This is a genomic window from Plantactinospora sp. B6F1, assembly GCF_040120695.1.
Taxonomy (GTDB): domain Bacteria; phylum Actinomycetota; class Actinomycetes; order Mycobacteriales; family Micromonosporaceae; genus Plantactinospora.
Genome location: NZ_JBEEAC010000006.1, coordinates 259,188 through 275,883, shown reverse-complemented (window position 1 = coordinate 275,883; position 16,696 = coordinate 259,188). Strand labels below are relative to the sequence as shown.

General features: G+C 72.6%; 12 protein-coding genes and 1 rRNA gene. 4 read left to right on the top strand and 9 right to left on the bottom strand.

Annotation, left to right across the window (positions count from 1 at the left end; all coding sequences use genetic code 11):
* Positions 1-103 (bottom strand): 16S ribosomal RNA (locus ABNF97_RS11935); the annotation flags it as partial.
* A 613-nt stretch (positions 104-716) separates the two neighbouring features.
* On the bottom strand, positions 717-2,018 hold the full coding sequence (gene tyrS / locus ABNF97_RS11930; protein ID WP_130460211.1) for a tyrosine--tRNA ligase: 1,302 nt from the start codon (positions 2,016-2,018) through the stop codon (positions 717-719).
* A gap of 184 nt (positions 2,019-2,202) precedes the next feature.
* Here tyrS and ABNF97_RS11925 point away from each other — a divergent pair, with 184 nt between their 5' ends.
* Entirely contained in the window at positions 2,203-4,419 is a 2,217-nt protein-coding gene (locus ABNF97_RS11925) for an alpha-galactosidase (protein ID WP_349338565.1), read from the top strand.
* A 40-nt stretch (positions 4,420-4,459) separates the two neighbouring features.
* Here the strand turns inward: ABNF97_RS11925 and ABNF97_RS11920 are convergent, their stop codons facing one another.
* Both ABNF97_RS11920 and ABNF97_RS11915 read right to left on the bottom strand, forming a co-directional pair.
* Complete coding sequence (locus tag ABNF97_RS11920) at positions 4,460-5,137, bottom strand: response regulator (RefSeq protein WP_349338564.1); 678 nt, start codon at positions 5,135-5,137, stop codon at positions 4,460-4,462.
* Positions 5,134-6,444, bottom strand: a complete 1,311-nt coding sequence (locus ABNF97_RS11915) for a sensor histidine kinase (protein ID WP_349338563.1) — start codon at positions 6,442-6,444, stop codon at positions 5,134-5,136. The genes ABNF97_RS11920 and ABNF97_RS11915 overlap by 4 nt, the downstream gene beginning before the upstream one ends.
* Positions 6,445-6,630: 186 nt before the next feature.
* On the opposite strand from ABNF97_RS11915, the gene ABNF97_RS11910 reads away from it, so the two are divergent.
* The 3 genes from ABNF97_RS11910 to ABNF97_RS11900 all read left to right on the top strand — a co-directional run bounded on the left by ABNF97_RS11910 (position 6,631) and on the right by ABNF97_RS11900 (position 11,076).
* The gene (locus tag ABNF97_RS11910; RefSeq protein WP_130460214.1) at positions 6,631-7,413 is read left to right on the top strand and encodes an ATP-binding cassette domain-containing protein; all 783 of its coding nucleotides are present in this window, start codon (positions 6,631-6,633) and stop codon (positions 7,411-7,413) included.
* Entirely contained in the window at positions 7,407-9,929 is a 2,523-nt protein-coding gene (locus ABNF97_RS11905) for an ABC transporter permease (RefSeq protein WP_349338562.1), read from the top strand. The genes ABNF97_RS11910 and ABNF97_RS11905 overlap by 7 nt, the downstream gene beginning before the upstream one ends.
* Before the next feature lie 193 nt (positions 9,930-10,122).
* Positions 10,123-11,076, top strand: a complete 954-nt coding sequence (locus ABNF97_RS11900) for a sulfite exporter TauE/SafE family protein (protein WP_349338561.1) — start codon at positions 10,123-10,125, stop codon at positions 11,074-11,076.
* A 102-nt stretch (positions 11,077-11,178) separates the two neighbouring features.
* On the opposite strand, the gene ABNF97_RS11895 is transcribed toward ABNF97_RS11900, so the two are convergent.
* The 5 genes from ABNF97_RS11895 to ABNF97_RS11875 form a co-directional block, all read right to left on the bottom strand.
* Positions 11,179-11,892 carry an FKBP-type peptidyl-prolyl cis-trans isomerase gene (locus ABNF97_RS11895; protein ID WP_349338560.1) on the bottom strand — a complete coding sequence of 238 codons (714 nt, stop codon included), beginning with the start codon at positions 11,890-11,892 and terminating at the stop codon, positions 11,179-11,181.
* Positions 11,893-12,005: 113 nt separating this feature from the next.
* A complete protein-coding gene (locus tag ABNF97_RS11890) occupies positions 12,006-13,388 on the bottom strand; it encodes a GH1 family beta-glucosidase (protein ID WP_349338559.1) in 1,383 nt (460 codons plus the stop codon).
* Positions 13,389-13,435: 47 nt separating this feature from the next.
* Entirely contained in the window at positions 13,436-14,275 is an 840-nt protein-coding gene (locus ABNF97_RS11885; RefSeq protein WP_130460219.1) for an ABC transporter permease subunit, read from the bottom strand.
* Positions 14,268-15,257, bottom strand: coding sequence for an ABC transporter permease subunit (locus tag ABNF97_RS11880; RefSeq protein WP_130460220.1), 990 nt, complete (start codon positions 15,255-15,257; stop codon positions 14,268-14,270). Before ABNF97_RS11880 ends, ABNF97_RS11885 begins: the two co-directional genes overlap by 8 nt.
* A 70-nt stretch (positions 15,258-15,327) precedes the next feature.
* Positions 15,328-16,608 carry an ABC transporter substrate-binding protein gene (locus ABNF97_RS11875; protein ID WP_349338558.1) on the bottom strand — a complete coding sequence of 427 codons (1,281 nt, stop codon included), beginning with the start codon at positions 16,606-16,608 and terminating at the stop codon, positions 15,328-15,330.
* Positions 16,609-16,696 lie beyond the last annotated feature (88 nt).

Here is a 16,696-nt window from a genome sequence, read left to right as displayed (position 1 = left end):
CCCGTTCGCCGCTCGAGTACCCCGAAGGGCCTTTCCGCTCGACTTGCATGTGTTAAGCACGCCGCCAGCGTTCGTCCTGAGCCAGGATCAAACTCTCCAACAAAAACCAAACGGAAAATCCAAACCCCGGCAACAAAAAACACTTGCTGCCAAACAAAACTTGGCACTGGCTTATCAAGCACCCTGTTGAGTTCTCAAAGAACAACCACACACCAAAACACGAACCCCAACTCGGGGAACGGCCTCGGGGCAACCACTCACACCCGCCGTTACCGCCGGGCACTCGCAGTACGTTAGCTGACCGTTTTCACGTCGTCAAACCGAGTGAAATTCGGTCCGACAACCGCTTCAGACGATCTCGCTATTCCTCGACCGGGGCACTGTCCACCAGACTGACGGTCCAGCAGACTGCACGTGATCAAGGATTCCGGCAGTCCGGCCGCTCGCGGAGTCACCCACGCGCTCGCCCGGCGCACTGCCGATCGTTCACTCTACCCGGTCGGGTCCGCAGCTCCAAATCGCCCCTCCGGGCCATCCGAACCGCCCCGCCCGACAGGCCGGCACGGTGGCCAGCCCACCCTCCGACCTGCTGATCTGCCCGCAGGTCCGGCCTCTCAGCGCGTTTCGCGCCGTTCGTCCGTTCCCCCGTGGGCAGGGAGAAAATTACGCGTCTGGAGGATGGAACGTCAAATCCGTGCGGTGCATTCCCGGTCACATCACCGGCCCGGCACCAGTTCCACCCCGGCGAAGGTCCGCTTCCCTCGGCGCAACACCAGGAACCGGCCGTGCAGCAGCGCCTCTGCCGGCACCGTCGCCTCCACGTCGGTCACCCGCTCGTTGTTGACGTACGCACCGCCCTCGCCGATCGCCCGGCGGGCCTCGTTGAGGCTGCCCACCAGACCCGTGTCGCGGAGCAACCCGGCCACCGACGGCAGGCTCCGCACCTGCACCAGGCCGGCCTCGGACAGCGCCGCCCGCAGGGTCTCGGCCGAGAGTTCGTCCAGCGCACCCCGACCGAACAGCGCCTGGCTGGCGGCAACCGCCTGCCGGGCCTCCTCGGGCCCGTGCACCAGCGCGGTCAGCTCCTCGGCCAGCGCCCGCTGGGCGACCCGGGCCGCCGGCCGCTCCGCCGTCATCTTCTCCAGTTCCTCGATCTCCGAGTGCGAACGGAAGCTGAAGTAGCGCAGGTACTGTGCCACGTCCCGGTCGTCGCTGTTCACCCAGAACTGGTAGAAGGCGTACGGGCTGGTCATGGTCGGGTCGAGCCAGATCGCGCCGCCCTCGGTCTTGCCGAACTTCGTACCGTCGGCCTTGGTGACCAGCGGGGTGACGAAGGCGTGCACCGGCCCGGCGCCGCGGCGCCGTACGTAGTCGACGCCGGCGGTGATGTTCCCCCACTGGTCCGAGCCGCCGAACTGGAGCGTGCAGCCGTACCGGCGGTGCAGCTCGAAGAAGTCGTTGGCCTGGAGGAGTTGGTAGCTGAACTCGGTGTAGCTGATCCCGCTCTCCAGCCGGGCCTTCACCACCTCACGGGCCAGCATCCGGTTGATCGGGAAGTGCTTGCCGACGTCCCGGAGGAACTCCGCGATCGACATCTCGCCGGTCCAGTCCAGGTTGTTGACCGGACGGGCCGCGTTGTCACCCTCGTACGACACGAAGGGCGCCAGCTGCTCGCGGATCCGCTCCACCCAGTTCGCCACCACCTCCGGGCTGTTCAGCGTCCGCTCGCCCCGCTCGTTGGGGTCGCCGATCAGACCGGTCGCCCCGCCGACCAGCAGCAGCGGGCGGTGCCCGGCGAGTTGCAGCCGGCGGGCGGTCAGCACCTGCAACAGGTTGCCGATGTGCAGGCTCGGCGCGGTGGGGTCGAACCCGACGTAGAACGTCACCGGACCCGAGCTGAGGCGCTGTTCCAGCTCGGCGGGGTCGGTGGAGTCGAAGAGGAGACCCCGCCACCGCAGGTCCTCGAGCGGAGACTCCCAGCCGGCGGACGCGGCGGAAGGAAGGCTGCTATCGGTCACGGTGCAGATTGTCCACCATGCCGGCGCCCCGCCCGTACCCGGTTTGGCCGACCTGGCCGACCTGTCCGACCGACGCCCCCCGGCCGGACCGACCCGACAGCCGGCCGTTGACGGGACAGGACGGCCGGGGCACGCTACCCGGGCCAGGGCGTGGCACATCCCCCCGACCCGTGGAGGCGTACCCGTGACCGTGTCGAGCCGGACCAGCCAACCGACCCCGGGCTCCGCCGACGACCCTGAGGACGACGTCAGCGGTGGCGGTGGCGGCGGTGGCCTGGTGCACCTGCGCCGGGCCGGAGTCAGCCTGCTGTTGGACGGTACCGATCCCGGGTTGCCGGCGGTACTGCACTGGGGCGCCGACCTCGGACCGCTCACCGGAGCGGAACTCGCCGACCTGGCGACCGCGCTCCGCCACCCCGCCCGGCCCGGGACTCCGGAGGGCCGGCCGGTCGGCGTCCTGCCCGAGCACGCGTACGCCTGGTTCGGCCCGCCCGGGCTGGCCGGACACCGCGCCGGCCGCGACTGGTCGCCGCGGTTCCACCGGACCGGCCTGCGGGTACGGGACGACGACCTCGACTCACCGGCGACGATCACGGTTACCGCCACCGACGAGGCCGCCCGGCTCGACCTGGTCATCGAGGTCGAACTGGACCAGGCCGGGCTGCTCCGGCTCCGCGCCGAGCTGGCCAATCCGCCGGACGCCGACCCCTACCAGTTGGAGGGATTGCTGCTCGGACTGCCGGTGCCACCGCAGGCGGGCGAGCTGCTCGACCTGACCGGTCGGTGGTGCCGGGAACGCGCACCGCAGCGGAGTCCGTTCACCGTCGGCAGCCGGTCCCGGGAGAGCCGTCGGGGCAAGCCCGGCCTGGACGCCTCGCTGCTGATGGTGGCCGGTACGGCCGGCTTCGGGTTCCGGTCCGGGGAGGTCTGGGCGGTGCACCTCGGCTGGAGCGGCAACCACCGGCTGCACGCCGAGCGGACCCCGGACGGCGAGGCGCTGCTCGCCGCCGGTGAGCTGCTGCTCCCCGGCGAGATCCGGCTGGCACCGGGCAAGCGCTACCGGTCGCCCTGGCTCTACGCGTCGTACGGACGGGGACTGGACGAGATGTCGGCCCGGTACCACGCCCACCTGCGCCGGTCGGCGCGGACCCGGCGGGCCCGCCCGGTCGTGGTGAACACCTGGGAGGCGGTCTACTTCGACCACGACCTCGACCGGCTCACCGCACTGGCCGACGCCGCCGCCGAGGTCGGCGCGGAGCGGTTCGTCCTGGACGACGGCTGGTTCAAGGGCCGCCGCGACGACCGGGCCGGACTCGGCGACTGGTACGTCGACCCGGCCGTCTGGCCCGACGGGCTGCATCCGCTGGTCGCGCACGTCCGCCGGCTGGGGCTGGAGTTCGGGCTCTGGGTCGAGCCGGAGATGGTCAACCCCGACTCGGACCTGGCCCGGGCGCATCCGGAGTGGATCCTCGCCACCGGGGGCCGAATGCCCCGGTCGGCCCGCTGGCAGCAGGTGCTCGACCTGACCCACCCGGAGGCGTACGGCTACGTGCTCGGACGGCTCGACGCACTGGTCCGGGAGTACCGGATCGGGTACCTGAAGTGGGACCACAACCGGGACCTGATCGACGCCGGCCACCAGCCGTCGGGGCGGCCCGGCGTGCACGGGCAGACCCTGGCGACCTACCGGCTCCTCGACGCGCTGCGGGAACGCCATCCGGAGCTGGAGATCGAATCCTGCTCCTCCGGCGGTGGCCGGGTCGACCTGGGCATCCTGGAACGGACCGACCGGGTCTGGGGCAGTGACTGCATCGACGCCCTGGAACGGCAGTCGATCCAGCGCTGGACCCAGCTCCTGCTGCCGCCCGAACTGATCGGCGCGCATGTCGGCTCGGCGCGGGCGCACACCACGGGTCGTACCCACGACCTCGACTTCCGGGCCGGCACGGCGTTCTTCGGCAGCTTCGGCATCGAGTGGGACCTGACCGCGGCCACCCCGGAGGAGCGCCGCGAACTGGCCTGGTGGGTGGCGCTGTACAAGCGGCACCGCGCGCTGGTGCAGGGCGGGACGGTGGTCCGGGCCGACCATCCGGATCCGGCGCTCTGGGTGCACGGAGTGGTCGCACCGGACCGGTCCGAGGCGATGATGGCGATCGTCGCGACCGCGACCGGGGCGACCACCAACCCCGGACCGGTACGCCTGCCCGGCCTCGACCCCGACCGCGCGTACCTGGTCCGGGTGGTGGCGCCACGCAACGCCGCACAGGACCTGCCGGCACCGCCGGCCTGGACCACCGGGTCCGGGGTACGCCTCTCCGGACGCGCCCTCGGGCAGGCCGGCCTACAGGCCCCGCCGCTACCCCCGGAGCAGCTCCTGCTGGTCCACCTGGCCGCCGGCTGATCCGACGCCGCGCAGGACCGGGTGCGGGGTACGCCAACGGTCAGCGCCCCGGCACCGTCACCAGCCCGGTCCGGTAGGCGACGATGACGAGCTGCGCGCGGTCCCGGGCGTGCAGCTTGGCGAGCAGCCGGCCGACGTGCGTCTTCACGGTGGCCGGGCTGAGCCGCAGGTGGCCGGCGATCTCGGGATTGGACAGGCCCCGACCGATCAGGGTCAGCACCTCCCGCTCCCGGTCGGTCACCCCGGTCAGCTCCCGGGCCACCGGGCGGTCGGGTTCGGGCAGCCGGGCGAACTCGGCGATCAGTCGCCGGGTCACGCTCGGCGCGAGCAGCCCCTCCCCGGCGGCGACCACCCGGATAGCCGCCAGCAGGTCCTCCGGTGGGGCGTCCTTGAGCAGGAAGCCGCTGGCGCCGGCCCGGATCGCGGCGTAGACGTACTCGTCGAGGTCGAAGGTGGTGAGGATGAGCACCCGGACCTGACCGGCGGCGGGTGACGCGGTGATCCGTCGGGTCGCCTCGATGCCGTCCAGCTCCGGCATCCGGACGTCCATCAGCACCACGTCCGGGCGCTCCCGTTCGGCAAGTTCGACGGCTGTCGCGCCGGTGCCGGCCTCGCCGACCACGGTCAGCCCCGGCGTCGTCTCGATCAGCACCCGGAAGCTGCCCCGGAGCAGCGCCTGGTCGTCGGCGATGAGCACCCGGACGGGCCCGTCCGTCACCGGTCCCCTCCGCCCCCCGGAACCGGGTCGACGGAGAGAACCGGGTCGACCGACGAAACCGGGTCAGCCGCTGGAACCGGGTCGACGGGCAGAGCCGGGTCGACCGGTGGGCGCCCGGCGGGCCGGTACGGCAGTCGGGCCGAGAGGCGGAACCCGCCGTCGGCGGCCGGACCGGCCTCGACGGTGCCGCCGTACAGGTGGGCCCGCTCGCGCATGCCGATCAGGCCCTGTCCCTTCGGGTCGACCGGCGGGACGGGTCGGCCGGGCTCGTTGGTCACCTCGACCCGCAGCTCACCATCGACACCGGTCACCGCGACCCGGCACCGGACCGGCCCGGCGTGCTTGACCACGTTGGTCAGCGCCTCCTGGACGATCCGGTACACCGAGCGGCCGACGTCCTCCGGCGGCTCCGCTCCGGCGGGCAGCTCCAGCGCCAGCTCCGCGACAGTCCCGGCCGCCGTGGCCCGCTTCAGCAGGTCCGGCAGTTCCGCCAGGCCCGGCGCGGGGCCGAACTCGACCGGGGTTCCCGGCGTGCCGGCCCGCAGCACGCCGAGGGTACGGCGCAGCTCCGCCAGCGCGCTGCGGCTGGTCGCCTCGATGTCCCGCAGCGCGTCCCGGACCTCCTGCGGCCGAGACTCCGCCACGTGGTTGGCGACCGCCGCCTTCACCGTGATCACGCTCATGCTGTGCGCCACGATGTCGTGCAGTTCGCGGCTGATCCGCAGCCGCTCGTCCACCGTCGCCTGCCGGGCCAGCTCGGCCGCGGAGCGGGACGCGTACGCGCGCCGCTCGCGTACCGCCCGGCCGAGTATCCAGGTCGCGGTCAGGAGCAGCAGCAGGAAGGCGACCCCGGTGACCGCCTCGTCCCAGTCCGAGGTCTTCGGGAACACCGCGACCACGGCACCGGCGAGCACCAGGAGCAGGGCCGGTACCGACCGGCGCAGCTCGGCGGTCAGCGCCACCTGGTAGAGCGCGAAGGCGACCGCGATGAACACGGACACCGAGGCGTAGACCGGTACCACCTCCACCAGTACGGCGCAGAACGCACCGACCGTGACCACCGCCAGCACCGGTAGGGGCCAGCGTCGGCGTACCGCGATCGGGGCGGAGACGACGGCCATGAAGAGCAGGGAGATCCAGATCGGTTCCCGGACCAGCGGATCGGGGTAGCCGGTCGCGGCGGGTGGATCGGCGGCGGCGTACCCGCAGATCACCGCCAGGCCGAGCGCCGCCAGCACGTCGAGGACGATCAGGTCGACGCGGCGCAACCGGCGGGTGAGCAGCGGACGCGGGTGCACGGCGGTCATCCGTCGACGGTAACCGGCGGCCCGCCCGGGCCGCGTCCACCCGGAGCGGGTCATCCCCCGGTCTGACCCACCGGGCGTCGGGACGGTCGGGGTAGCCCGCAGGGCCGGGCCGGAAGTGACGGCCCGGCTCCGATGTGCCCGGGCCGCCGATGCCGGATCTTCGACGGCATGACCCGACAGGACGGCATGACGCGACCAGAGAGAACAGCGGACCTCACCGGCGGAACGCCGGAGCTGACCACGGCCGTGCGGCTGCGCGACGTCGTCCGGGCGTACGGCACCGGGGTGCGCCGGGTGGCCGCGCTGGACGGGGTGACGGTCGACTTCGACCGGGGTACCTTCACCGCCGTGATGGGGCCGTCCGGCTCCGGCAAGTCGACCCTGCTGCACTGCGCCGCCGGGCTCGACCGGCCGACCGGCGGCACGGTCACCATCGACGGCACCGACCTCGGCACCCTCGGCGAGACGGCGCTGACCCTGCTGCGTCGGGCCCGGGTCGGGTTCGTCTTCCAGTCGTACAACCTGGTGCCGGCGCTGACCGCGGCGCAGAACGTGGCGCTGCCGTTGCGGCTGGGCGGCCGGCGGCCCGACCCGGCCGAACTGGACGCGGCGCTGGCCGAGGTGGGTCTGGCCGGGCGCGGCCGGCACCGCCCGGACGAACTCTCCGGCGGCGAGCAGCAGCGGGTGGCGATCGCCCGGGCCCTGATCAGCCGGCCGGCGGTGCTCTTCGCCGACGAGCCGACCGGCGCCCTGGACACCCGGACCTCCCGGGACGTCCTGCGGTTGCTGCGCGACCTGGTGGACCGGCACCGGCAGACGGTGGTGATGGTGACGCACGACCCGGTCGCCGCCGCCCACGCCGACCGGGTCGTGCTGCTGGCCGACGGCCGGGTGGTGGACGACCTCGGCGGCGACCTGACGGCGGCGACGATCGCGGCCCGGATGACCGGGTTGGAGCCGGCATGCTGAACCTCGCCGCGCTGCGCGCCCGGTGGACCGGCCTGTTCGGCCCGTTCGTCGCGCTCTGCCTCGGCGTGGCGCTGATGTCGGCGACCGCGCTGATCCTGGTCTCCGCGCAGCCCCGGGTGCCGGACCGGTACGCCGGGGCGGCGGTACTGGTCGCCGGGCGTCCGGTGGACGGGATACCGGGCACCTTCCCGGAGCGCCGGCCGTGGTCGCCGCAACGGACCGCCGAACTGGCCGGGCAACTCGCCGCGATCGACGGGGTGACGGCGGCGGTACCGGACCGCTCGTTCTACGCCCAGGCGATCGTCGACGGCCGACCGGTCGGCGAGCCCGCGCTCGGTGACCCGCAGGGCCACGGCTGGTCGAGCGCGGCACTGGCGCCGTACCGGCTGGTGACGGGGAAGCCGCCGAAGCGGCCGGACGAGGTGGTGCTGGACCGGGCGCTCGGGCTCGCCCCGGGCAGCCGGGTCACCCTGCTGACCGCGACCGGGCCGGCCGGGTACACCGTTGCCGGCACCGTGGACGGGCCCGGCTTCTACCTCGCCGATCCGGTCGCGGCGCCGCTGGCCCGGGGCGTCCGGCTGATCGGTCTGGTGGTGGCGGACGACGCCGACCCGGCGGCGGTCCGGGCGGCGGCCGAGGCGGTCGTCGGCCCGGACGGCACGGTGTTGACCGGCGCCGACCGGGCGGAGGTCGAGCCGCCCCGGGACGTACGGACCCGGTGGATCGGGATGCAGGTGTTGACCGCGACGACGGCGCTGGCCGGGTTCGTGTCGATCTTCGTCGTCGCCTCCACCTTCGCGTTCGGGGTCGCCCAGCGGCGCCGGGAGTTCGGGCTGCTGCGCACCGTAGGCGCCACCCCGGGTCAGCTGCGCCGGCTGCTGTACACCGAGGCGCTCGCGGTCGGTGCCGTCGGCGGGGCCGTGGGGGCGGTGGTGGGTACCGCCTGCGCGCCGGCCTTCGGGGCCCTGCTGGTCGACGCCGGTTTCCAGCCGGTCGGGTTCCGGGTCCGGATCGAGCCCTGGCCACCGGCCGCCGCGTACCTGGTGGGTCTGGTCGTCGCCCTGCTCGGCGTCTGGGCGGCGTCCCGCCGGGCGGGTCGGGTACGCCCGCTGGAGGCGCTGCGGGAGGCGGTGGCGGACCGGCGGCCGATGACCCGGTCCCGGTGGATCGGCGGGATCCTCAGCACCGCCGTCGGCGTGCTGTTGACCGTGCTGTTGGCCGGGGCGGGACCGGACGACATCGTGAACTACGCCCTGTACGCGTCGATGGCGCTGACCGGTGGGCTGACCCTGCTCGCCCCGGTGCTGGTGCCGCCGCTGACCTACGCGCTCACCTGGCCGCTGGAGCGGCTGCCGGGTGCGACCGGGATGCTGGTCCGGCGCAACGCGCTGACGGCGGTGCGACGTACCGCGTCGACGTCGGCGCCGATGCTGCTCACGGTCGGATTCGCGGTCCTGGTCGCCGGGTCGGTGGCGACCTCGACCGGCGCGTACGCGAGCCGGGACGCGGAAAGGATCCGGGCCGGTTCGGTGCTCGTCCCGGCCGGTACGCCGGGGCTGTCGGACGCGGCGGTGGCGACCGTTGCGGGCACCGCGCTGCTGCCCAGCACCGTGTACGTCGATCCGCCCGCCGGCACGGCGCCCGATGCCGACCAGACCGCGGAGGGAGCCGCCGCCCCCGGCACCGGCGGAGAACCGATCGCCGCCGCCGGGGTGGACCCGGTTGGATTCGCCCGGGTGAACGAGCGACTCCGCGTGCTCTCCGGGGACTTCTCGGCCTTGCGGGGGCCGGATACCGCGGTGGTGACCGCCGGGCTCGCCGAGCGGCTGGGCTGGTCGGTGGGGGGCGACGCGACGCTCGGCTATCCGGACGGCACCGACGGGCGGATCCGGGTGGTGGCGGTGGTCGCCGACGACTCCGTCCCGGCGCAGTTGCTGTTGACCCGGGAGGTGGTCCGGGCGCACGATCCGTCGGCGCTCACCGAGGCGGTGTTCAGCCCGGCGCCGACGACCGGGCAGGACGGCGGGGCCGACCGGCGGGCCGTACTCGGGGCTCGGCTGGTCGGTGTCGCGGAGTACGCGGCGGAGCGGGACGCGGCCGAGGACCGGCTGGTCTGGCTCGCCACGCTGATCCTGATCGGAGTCTCGGCCGGCTACACCTCGATCGCGCTGGCGAACACGCTCCTGATGGCGACCGCGCACCGGGCCGGGGAACTGCTGGTGCTGCTCCGCTCCGGCGCCACCCGCCGGCAGGTGCTGGGTACGGTCGCCGCCGAGACGGGGCTGGTGCTGACGATCGGTACCGCACTCGGTCTGCTGGTGCCGCTGGTCGCGCTGCTGGCGATCCGCTCGGCGCTGAGCGAACAGTTCGGGGTACCGGTCGAGCTGGTCATCCCCGGTTCGACCATCGGGCCGGTGCTGGCCGGCTGCGTGGTGCTGGCCCTGGCCGCCAGCGTGCTGCCGGCCCGGCTGCTTCTGCGGGCCGGTCCGGGCGGCGCCGGGCCGCGGGTGGAGTGACCTGGGCGAGGTGATCCAGGTGAAGTGATCCGAGGGGAGATCTGGGTGGAGAGATCTCGGTGAAGTGATCGGGGCGAATTGATCTGGTCGCGGGGTTGACTGCCCGGGGATCCAGGTCGACAATCCCTATTGGTTAGGTGGGAAATCGGCGCAGCGGCGCGCCATCCCCGATCACTTCCGGGAAGGAACGCCCGTGCGAAAACTCCTGCTCCTCGCCCTGGTCGGGCTCGGCGCGCAGCTCGTCGACGGCAGTCTCGGGATGGCTTACGGAGTGACCTCCACCACCCTGCTGCTGGCGATCGGCACGAACCCGGCGGCGGCCTCCGCCACCGTGCACCTGGCCGAGATCGGCACCACCCTCGCCTCCGGTGCCGCGCACTGGCGGTTCGGCAACGTCGACTGGAGGGTCGTCGCCAAGATCGGCATACCGGGTGCGATCGGTGCGTTCGCCGGCGCCACCTTCCTGTCCAGCCTCTCCACCGAGGTCGCCGCGCCGATCATGGCGCTCCTGCTGCTCACCCTGGGGGTCTACATCCTGGTCCGGTTCACCGTCGCCGGCATTCCCCGGGACCGCCTCGGCCAGCCACTGCGCAAGCGGTTCCTGGCCCCGCTCGGGCTGCTCGCCGGCTTCGTCGACTCGACCGGAGGCGGCGGCTGGGGGCCGGTCGGCACACCGGCGATCCTGGCCAGCGGCCGGATGGCCCCCCGCAAGGTGATCGGGTCGATCGACACCAGCGAGTTCCTGGTCGCGGTGGCCGCGAGCCTCGGTTTCCTGGTCGGGCTCGGCAGCGAGAACGTCGACTTCGGCTGGGTCCTCGCACTGCTGCTCGGCGGCGTGGTCGCCGCACCTATCGCCGCCTGGCTGGTCCGGCACATCCCGCCCCGGATCCTCGGCTCGGCGGTGGGCGGCATGATCATCGTGACCAACACCCGAACCCTGCTGCGCAGCGACTGGATCGACGCACCGGGCGGCGTGCGGTACTCCGTCTACGCGGTGCTCTACCTGGTCTGGGCGCTCGCGCTGGCGTACTCGATCCGGCAGTACCGGGCGCACCGGGACGAGGAGACCGTCGAGGCGATCGAGGCCGTGGCACCGACCGCCGAGGCCGAGCCCCGGGAGCAGAGCTCCGCGCCCACCTCGGTCTGAGAGCCGGATCGGGCGAGGCCGACCGGCGTACCCGACGGGCACACGGCGGCCGCGACCTTCCTGGTCGCGGCCGCCGTCGTTCCGACTCGTAGCCGACTCGGGCTACTGCGCCGACACGATGTCCACGACGAACCGGAGCGGGCCGGCCGGCTGGCCCCCGGTCGGGTTGTCGCCGTAGGCGAGATCCGCCGGGATGTCGAGCTGCACCCGGCTACCGACCTTGACGCCCACCAGACCCTGGTCCCAGCCGGGGATCACGGCACCGACGCCGATCTGGGTCTGGAACGGCTCACCCCGGTTCCACGAGGCGTCGAACTCCTCACCCGTGCGGTAGGAGGCACCGACGTAGTTGACCGTGATCGTCTGGCCGGCCCGCACCGCCGGCCCGGTGCCCTCGACCAGCGGCGCGACGGTGAGCTTGGTCAGCTCACCGTCACCGGCCCGCACGGCCGGCCGCTGGGCCAGCCGGGGATCCAGGTCGGCCGGCGGCCGGGACGGCGCAGCGGGACTCTCCGGGGCACCCGTCGGTGCCGGCGGGGCGGTCGGCTCGGCGGCCGGCGGTGTCGTCGCGCTCGCCGGCGGAGCGGCCGAGGAGGCCGACGTCTCCTCCATCACCCGCGGCAGCACGACGACGGCGGCGACGCCCAGCCCGGCCAGGACGATTCCGACCGTAGCGCCGGCCAACCGCTGCCCACGGGCCCGCTTCGCGGCGGCCCTGGCCGCGGCCGCTTCCGCGGCGGCCCGGCGCTCCTGCTTGGTCGGACGCCGCTGGCTCGTCGGCCCCGGCTGCTCGGGGCTCTGGACCGGATCACTCATCTGATCTTGCACTCCTCGGGGGAAAATGGAGTCGGGCGGGACGCCGTCGGCCCGTCGAACGGCTTCGCACACCGTACCCGCGTCGATGCTGCCGAGGTCGACTCGGTCGGCGGTCAGCGCACCGGGGAGGAGTTCTCTGCCACCTGCCGTCCACCGCGCCGCTGGTGGTCCCGGATGATCTCGGCGTAGCGCAGCCCGCTCGCCTTCACCGTCCGCCGCTGGGTGGCGTAGTCCACGTGCACCAGGCCGAACCGCTTGTCGTAGCCGTACGCCCACTCGAAGTTGTCCAGCAGTGACCAGTGGAAGTAGCCCTCGACCGGTACCCCACGGGCGGCGGCCGCCGCGCAGGCCAGCACGTGCTCCTCCAGGTACGCCGTCCGCTCCTTGTCCTCGATCCCCCCGTCGGCGGTGACCGCGTCCGGCCAGGCCGAACCGCTCTCGGTGACCAGGATCCGGGCCGGGGCGTACCGCTCGGTCACCGAGACCAGCAGCTCCTCCAGCCCGGCCGGGTACGCCTCCCAGCCCATCGCGGTCTGCACCGAGCCGGGCACCGGGATCTGCCGGGCGTGCGGCACCGGTCCGTCCGGGTCGTCCACCACGACCTGCCGGAAGTAGTAGTTCAGCCCGAGGAACTCGGTCGGGGTGGCGACGCACTCCAGATCGCCGGGGCGGACCGGCGGCTCGACGCCGTATACCTCGATCATGTCGGCCGGATAGCCCCGCCCGTACAGCGGGTCCAGCCACCACCGGTTGACGTGCCCGTCAACCCGGACCGCCGCCGCCACGTCCTCGGGCCGGTCGCTGCCCGGCTCGCAGGGGCTCGGGTTGAGCACGATGCCGACCGACGCCGGCCGGCTCGCCGCCGCCCGGACCGCCGCCGCGCCGAGGCCGTGCCCGAGCAGCGTGTGGTGGGCGGCGGCGACCGCCCGGGTCAGATCCCGCTCGCCGGGAGCCATCCGGCCCTCCAGGTGGCCGATCCAGGAGACGCAGAGCGGCTCGTTCACGGTCACCCACTCGGTGACCCGGTCGCCGAGCGCTCCGGCGACCACCGCGGCGTAGTCGGCGAACGCCTCGGCGGTGGCCCGCGCGGGCCAGCCGCCCCGGTCCTGCAGCGCCTGCGGCAGGTCCCAGTGGTAGAGCGTGACCAGCGGCCGGATCCCGGCCGCCAACAGCGCGTCGACCAGCCGGTCGTAGAAGGCCAGCCCGGCCGGGTTGACCCGGCCGGTGCCGTCCGGCACGATCCGGGGCCAGGCCACCGAGAAGCGGTACGCGTCGACGCCGAGCCGGCGCATCAGGGCCACGTCCTCCGGCCACCGGTGGTAGTGGTCGCACGCCTCGTCGCCGGTGTCGCCGTTGTCGACGTTGCCGGGCACCCGGCTCCAGGTGTCCCAGATGGACGGAGTGCGGCCGTCCACACCGGCAGCCCCCTCGATCTGGTACGCCGCCGTGGCGACGCCCCAGGTGAAGTTCGGTGGCAGCTTGGACAGATCCGTCATCGGTCGACTCCTGTTGGAAAAGGGTTCACTTGACCGCTCCGGCGGTCTCACTTGACCGCTCCGGCGGTCAGTCCGGCGACGAAGTAGCGCTGCAGGGCGAGGAAGCCGACCACCACCGGGACGCTCACCACCACCGAGGCGGCCATCGCCTGGTTCCAGTAGACGTTGTACTGGGTCGCGTACCCCTGGAGCCCGACGGCGAGGGTACGGCTGTGCTCGTCGGTCATCACCGAGGCGAAGAGCACCTCCCCCCAGGCGGTCATGAAGGCGTAGACGGTGACCGCGACGATGCCCGGCACCGCAGTCGGCAGGATCACCTGGAACAGGGTGCGCAGCGGCCCGGCGCCGTCGACCTGGGCCGCCTCGTCGAGCCCGCGCGGGATCGAGTCGAAGTAGCCGACCAGCATCCAGATGGAGAACGGCAGCGAGAAGGTGAGGTAGGTGATGGTCAGGCCGAGCCGGCTGGCGTACAGCTCGATCCCGGTGGCGTTGCCCAGGTTGACGTAGATGAGGAAGAGCGGCAGCAGGAAGAGGATGCCGGGGAACATCTGCGTCGAGAGCACGGTGACCGAGAAGAGCTGCCGGCCCCGGAACCGGTAGCGGCTGATCGCGAAGGCGGCGAAGATGGCGATCGCCACCGAGACCAGCGCGGCCGAGCTGGCCACCAGCAGGCTGTTCACCAGGTACCGGCCGAGCGGCACCGTCTGCCACATCTCCACGAACGGCTCGAACGTGACCCGGCTGGGCAGCCAGGTGAAGGCGCCCTGCACGTCCCGCAGCGGTTTGAGCCCGGAGCTGACCATCACGTACAGCGGGGCGAGGACGAAGAGGGTGAGCAGGCCGAGCACGACGCGGCGGGCCCAGCGTTCGCCGGTTGACTCACGCATGTTCTCTCCTGCGGTTGGTGACGAGCAGGTACCCGGCGGTGACCACGAGCAGGAAGAGCAGCAGCGCCACCGACATCGCCGAGCCGAGACCGAAGTTCCAGGTGACGAAGGAACTCTGGTAGATGTGGATCGAGATCAGGTCGGCCTGCCTCGGCGCCGATCCGCCGAAGAGCACGTACGGGGTGTTGAAGTCGTTGAAGGTCCAGAGGAAGAGGACCAGCAGCAGCACCTGGTTGACCGGCCGGAGCATCGGCAGGGTGACGTCGCGCAGCCGCCGCCAGAAGTTCGCTCCGTCGATCGCCGACGCCTCGTAGAGTTCCGCCGGTACGTTCTGCAGCCCGGCCATCAGGCAGAGGAAGGCGAAGGGCCAGGACCGCCAGACCGAGACGACCAGCAGGGCGACGAAGCTGTTCTCGCCGATCAGCCAGAACGGCGGGTTGGCCCCGTCGACCAGGCCGAGTTGGTCGAGGGCGTGGTTCACCAGGCCGGTGTCCCGCTGGAACATGAAGGTCCAGGTGATCACGGCGGTGTAGACCGGCAGCGCGTACGGGGTGAGGAAGAGGGTGCGCAGCAGGGCCCGCCCCTTGAACGGTCGTTGCAGGAAGACCGCGGCGGCCAGGCCGAGCATCCAGGAGAGCCCGACCGAGAGTGTCGTGTAGGCGGTGGTGACCCAGAACGAGTGCAGCAGGTCCCGGCCGGTGGCGGAGTCGAGGTCGAAGGTGACCCGGTAGTTGTCGAGGCCGGCGAAGGGCGCGGTGGACCAGTCCCGGATGTGGAACTGGGTGAGTTCGAGCAGGCTCATCCAGACCCCGACCAGCATCGGGACCACGTGGATGCCGAGTTCGAGCAGGGCGGCCGGGACGAGCAGCAGGTACGGCAGGTACGACCGCCGTACGCCGCGGCGCCTCCGCCGGCTCGGCGGGCCGTCCTCGGCTGGTCGCCCGGCGGGCCGTACCGGGCCGGGCGCGGTGGTGGTGGCCATCGGATCCTCTCAGGGTGGACCGTGGAGGGGGCGGCGGTCCCCCTCCACGGTCGACCGTCGGCGTGCCGGCTCAGCTGCCCATCTTCTGTTGCGCCACGCCGAGCTTCTCCTTGACCAGCGCCTCGGTGACGACCTTGCCGCTCGCCGCGTCGGCGAAGAGTTCCTTCATGGCGGTGCCGACCAGGGTCTCGAACTGGCTCTCCTCGGGCACCTGCGGCAGCGGGGCCGCCGTGGCGGCCAGCACCTCGCCCAGCACCTTCTGCTCCGGCGCCTGGAACGCCGGGTCGGCGCTGACCGTTTTGACCGACGGCAGCGAGCCGTAGGTCTTGTTGAGGATCACCTGTTCCGCATCGCTGGTCATAAACTTGACGAACTGGAGCGCACCGTCGCGGTTCTCGGTGTGCGCGAAGATGGCGATGTTGATCCCGGCGACCATGCTGTTGACCTTCTTGCCGCCGGGCGGCGGGGTGGCCGGGAAGGGCACCGGGGCGACCCCCCACTCCTCCGGGCTCATTCCCTGGGCCTTGAAGTTCGATCCGGCGGCCTGCCAGAGCAGCATCGCCGCCTTGCGGTTGGCGAAGTCGGCGACGGACTGGTTCTGGGCGTACTCGGCGTTGCTCGGGTTGACGATCTTGTCCACCGCCATCAGGTCGATGTAGCGCTTGACCGCGGCGACGTTCTGCGGGGTGTCGAAGGTCGGCTTGCCGGCGGAGTCGAACCACTCCCCGCCCCACTGCTGCCCGAAGGTGAAGGCGTGGTGGGAGTTCTCCGCCGGGTTCGCACCCTCCACCGCCAGGCCCCACTGGCCGGCCCTGGTCAGCTTCCTCCCGGTCTCGACCAGCTCCTCCCAGGTGGCGGGCGGGGCGGCGATGCCGGCGTCGGCGAACATCTTCTTGTTGTAGTAGAGCGCGTACGCCAGGCTGTACAGCGGCACCGCGGCCGGCGGCTTGCCGGGGGCGCCTGCGGCGGCCAGCGCGGCCGGCACGAACCGGTCCTTGCCGCCGATCCGGGCCAGGGTCGCGTCGTCGAACGGGATCAGCGCGTTGGTCGCCTGCAACGAGGCGGACCAGGTGTTGCCGATGTTCACCACGTCCGGGCCCTTGCCCGAGGTGGCCGCGGCGAGCAGCCGGTTGAGCAGGTCCGACCAGGGCACCACCTCGAGGTTGACCTTGATACCGGTCTGCTGCTCGAACTTGTCCAGCTCCGGCTGGAGGGTCTGCTTGTCGAACTCGATGCTGGCGCCCTGGTTGCTGGCCCAGTAGCTGAGCGTCTTCGCCGCGCCCTCCGAGGAGCTGCCGGAGTCGCCGCACGCGGCGAGGGAGGCGGTCGTCAACAGGGCCGCGACAGCCATAGCGAGGTGTCGTCTGGACACGACTTGCCCTTCTGCGTCGGTCGGCGGCCTCACCGGCCCGTCGGCGGTGGCGCCGGAGCGGGCCGCG

Coding starts and splice junctions, on each gene's coding strand:
- ABNF97_RS11915 (WP_349338563.1), bottom strand. CDS start 6,444: ATGACCGCCGTGCACCCGCGTCCGCTGCTCACCCGCCGGTTGCGCCGC.
- ABNF97_RS11910 (WP_130460214.1), top strand. CDS start 6,631: ATGACGCGACCAGAGAGAACAGCGGACCTCACCGGCGGAACGCCGGAG.
- ABNF97_RS11905 (WP_349338562.1), top strand. CDS start 7,407: ATGCTGAACCTCGCCGCGCTGCGCGCCCGGTGGACCGGCCTGTTCGGC.
- ABNF97_RS11895 (WP_349338560.1), bottom strand. CDS start 11,892: ATGAGTGATCCGGTCCAGAGCCCCGAGCAGCCGGGGCCGACGAGCCAG.
- ABNF97_RS11890 (WP_349338559.1), bottom strand. CDS start 13,388: ATGACGGATCTGTCCAAGCTGCCACCGAACTTCACCTGGGGCGTCGCC.
- ABNF97_RS11885 (WP_130460219.1), bottom strand. CDS start 14,275: ATGCGTGAGTCAACCGGCGAACGCTGGGCCCGCCGCGTCGTGCTCGGC.
- ABNF97_RS11880 (WP_130460220.1), bottom strand. CDS start 15,257: ATGGCCACCACCACCGCGCCCGGCCCGGTACGGCCCGCCGGGCGACCA.
- ABNF97_RS11875 (WP_349338558.1), bottom strand. CDS start 16,608: ATGGCTGTCGCGGCCCTGTTGACGACCGCCTCCCTCGCCGCGTGCGGC.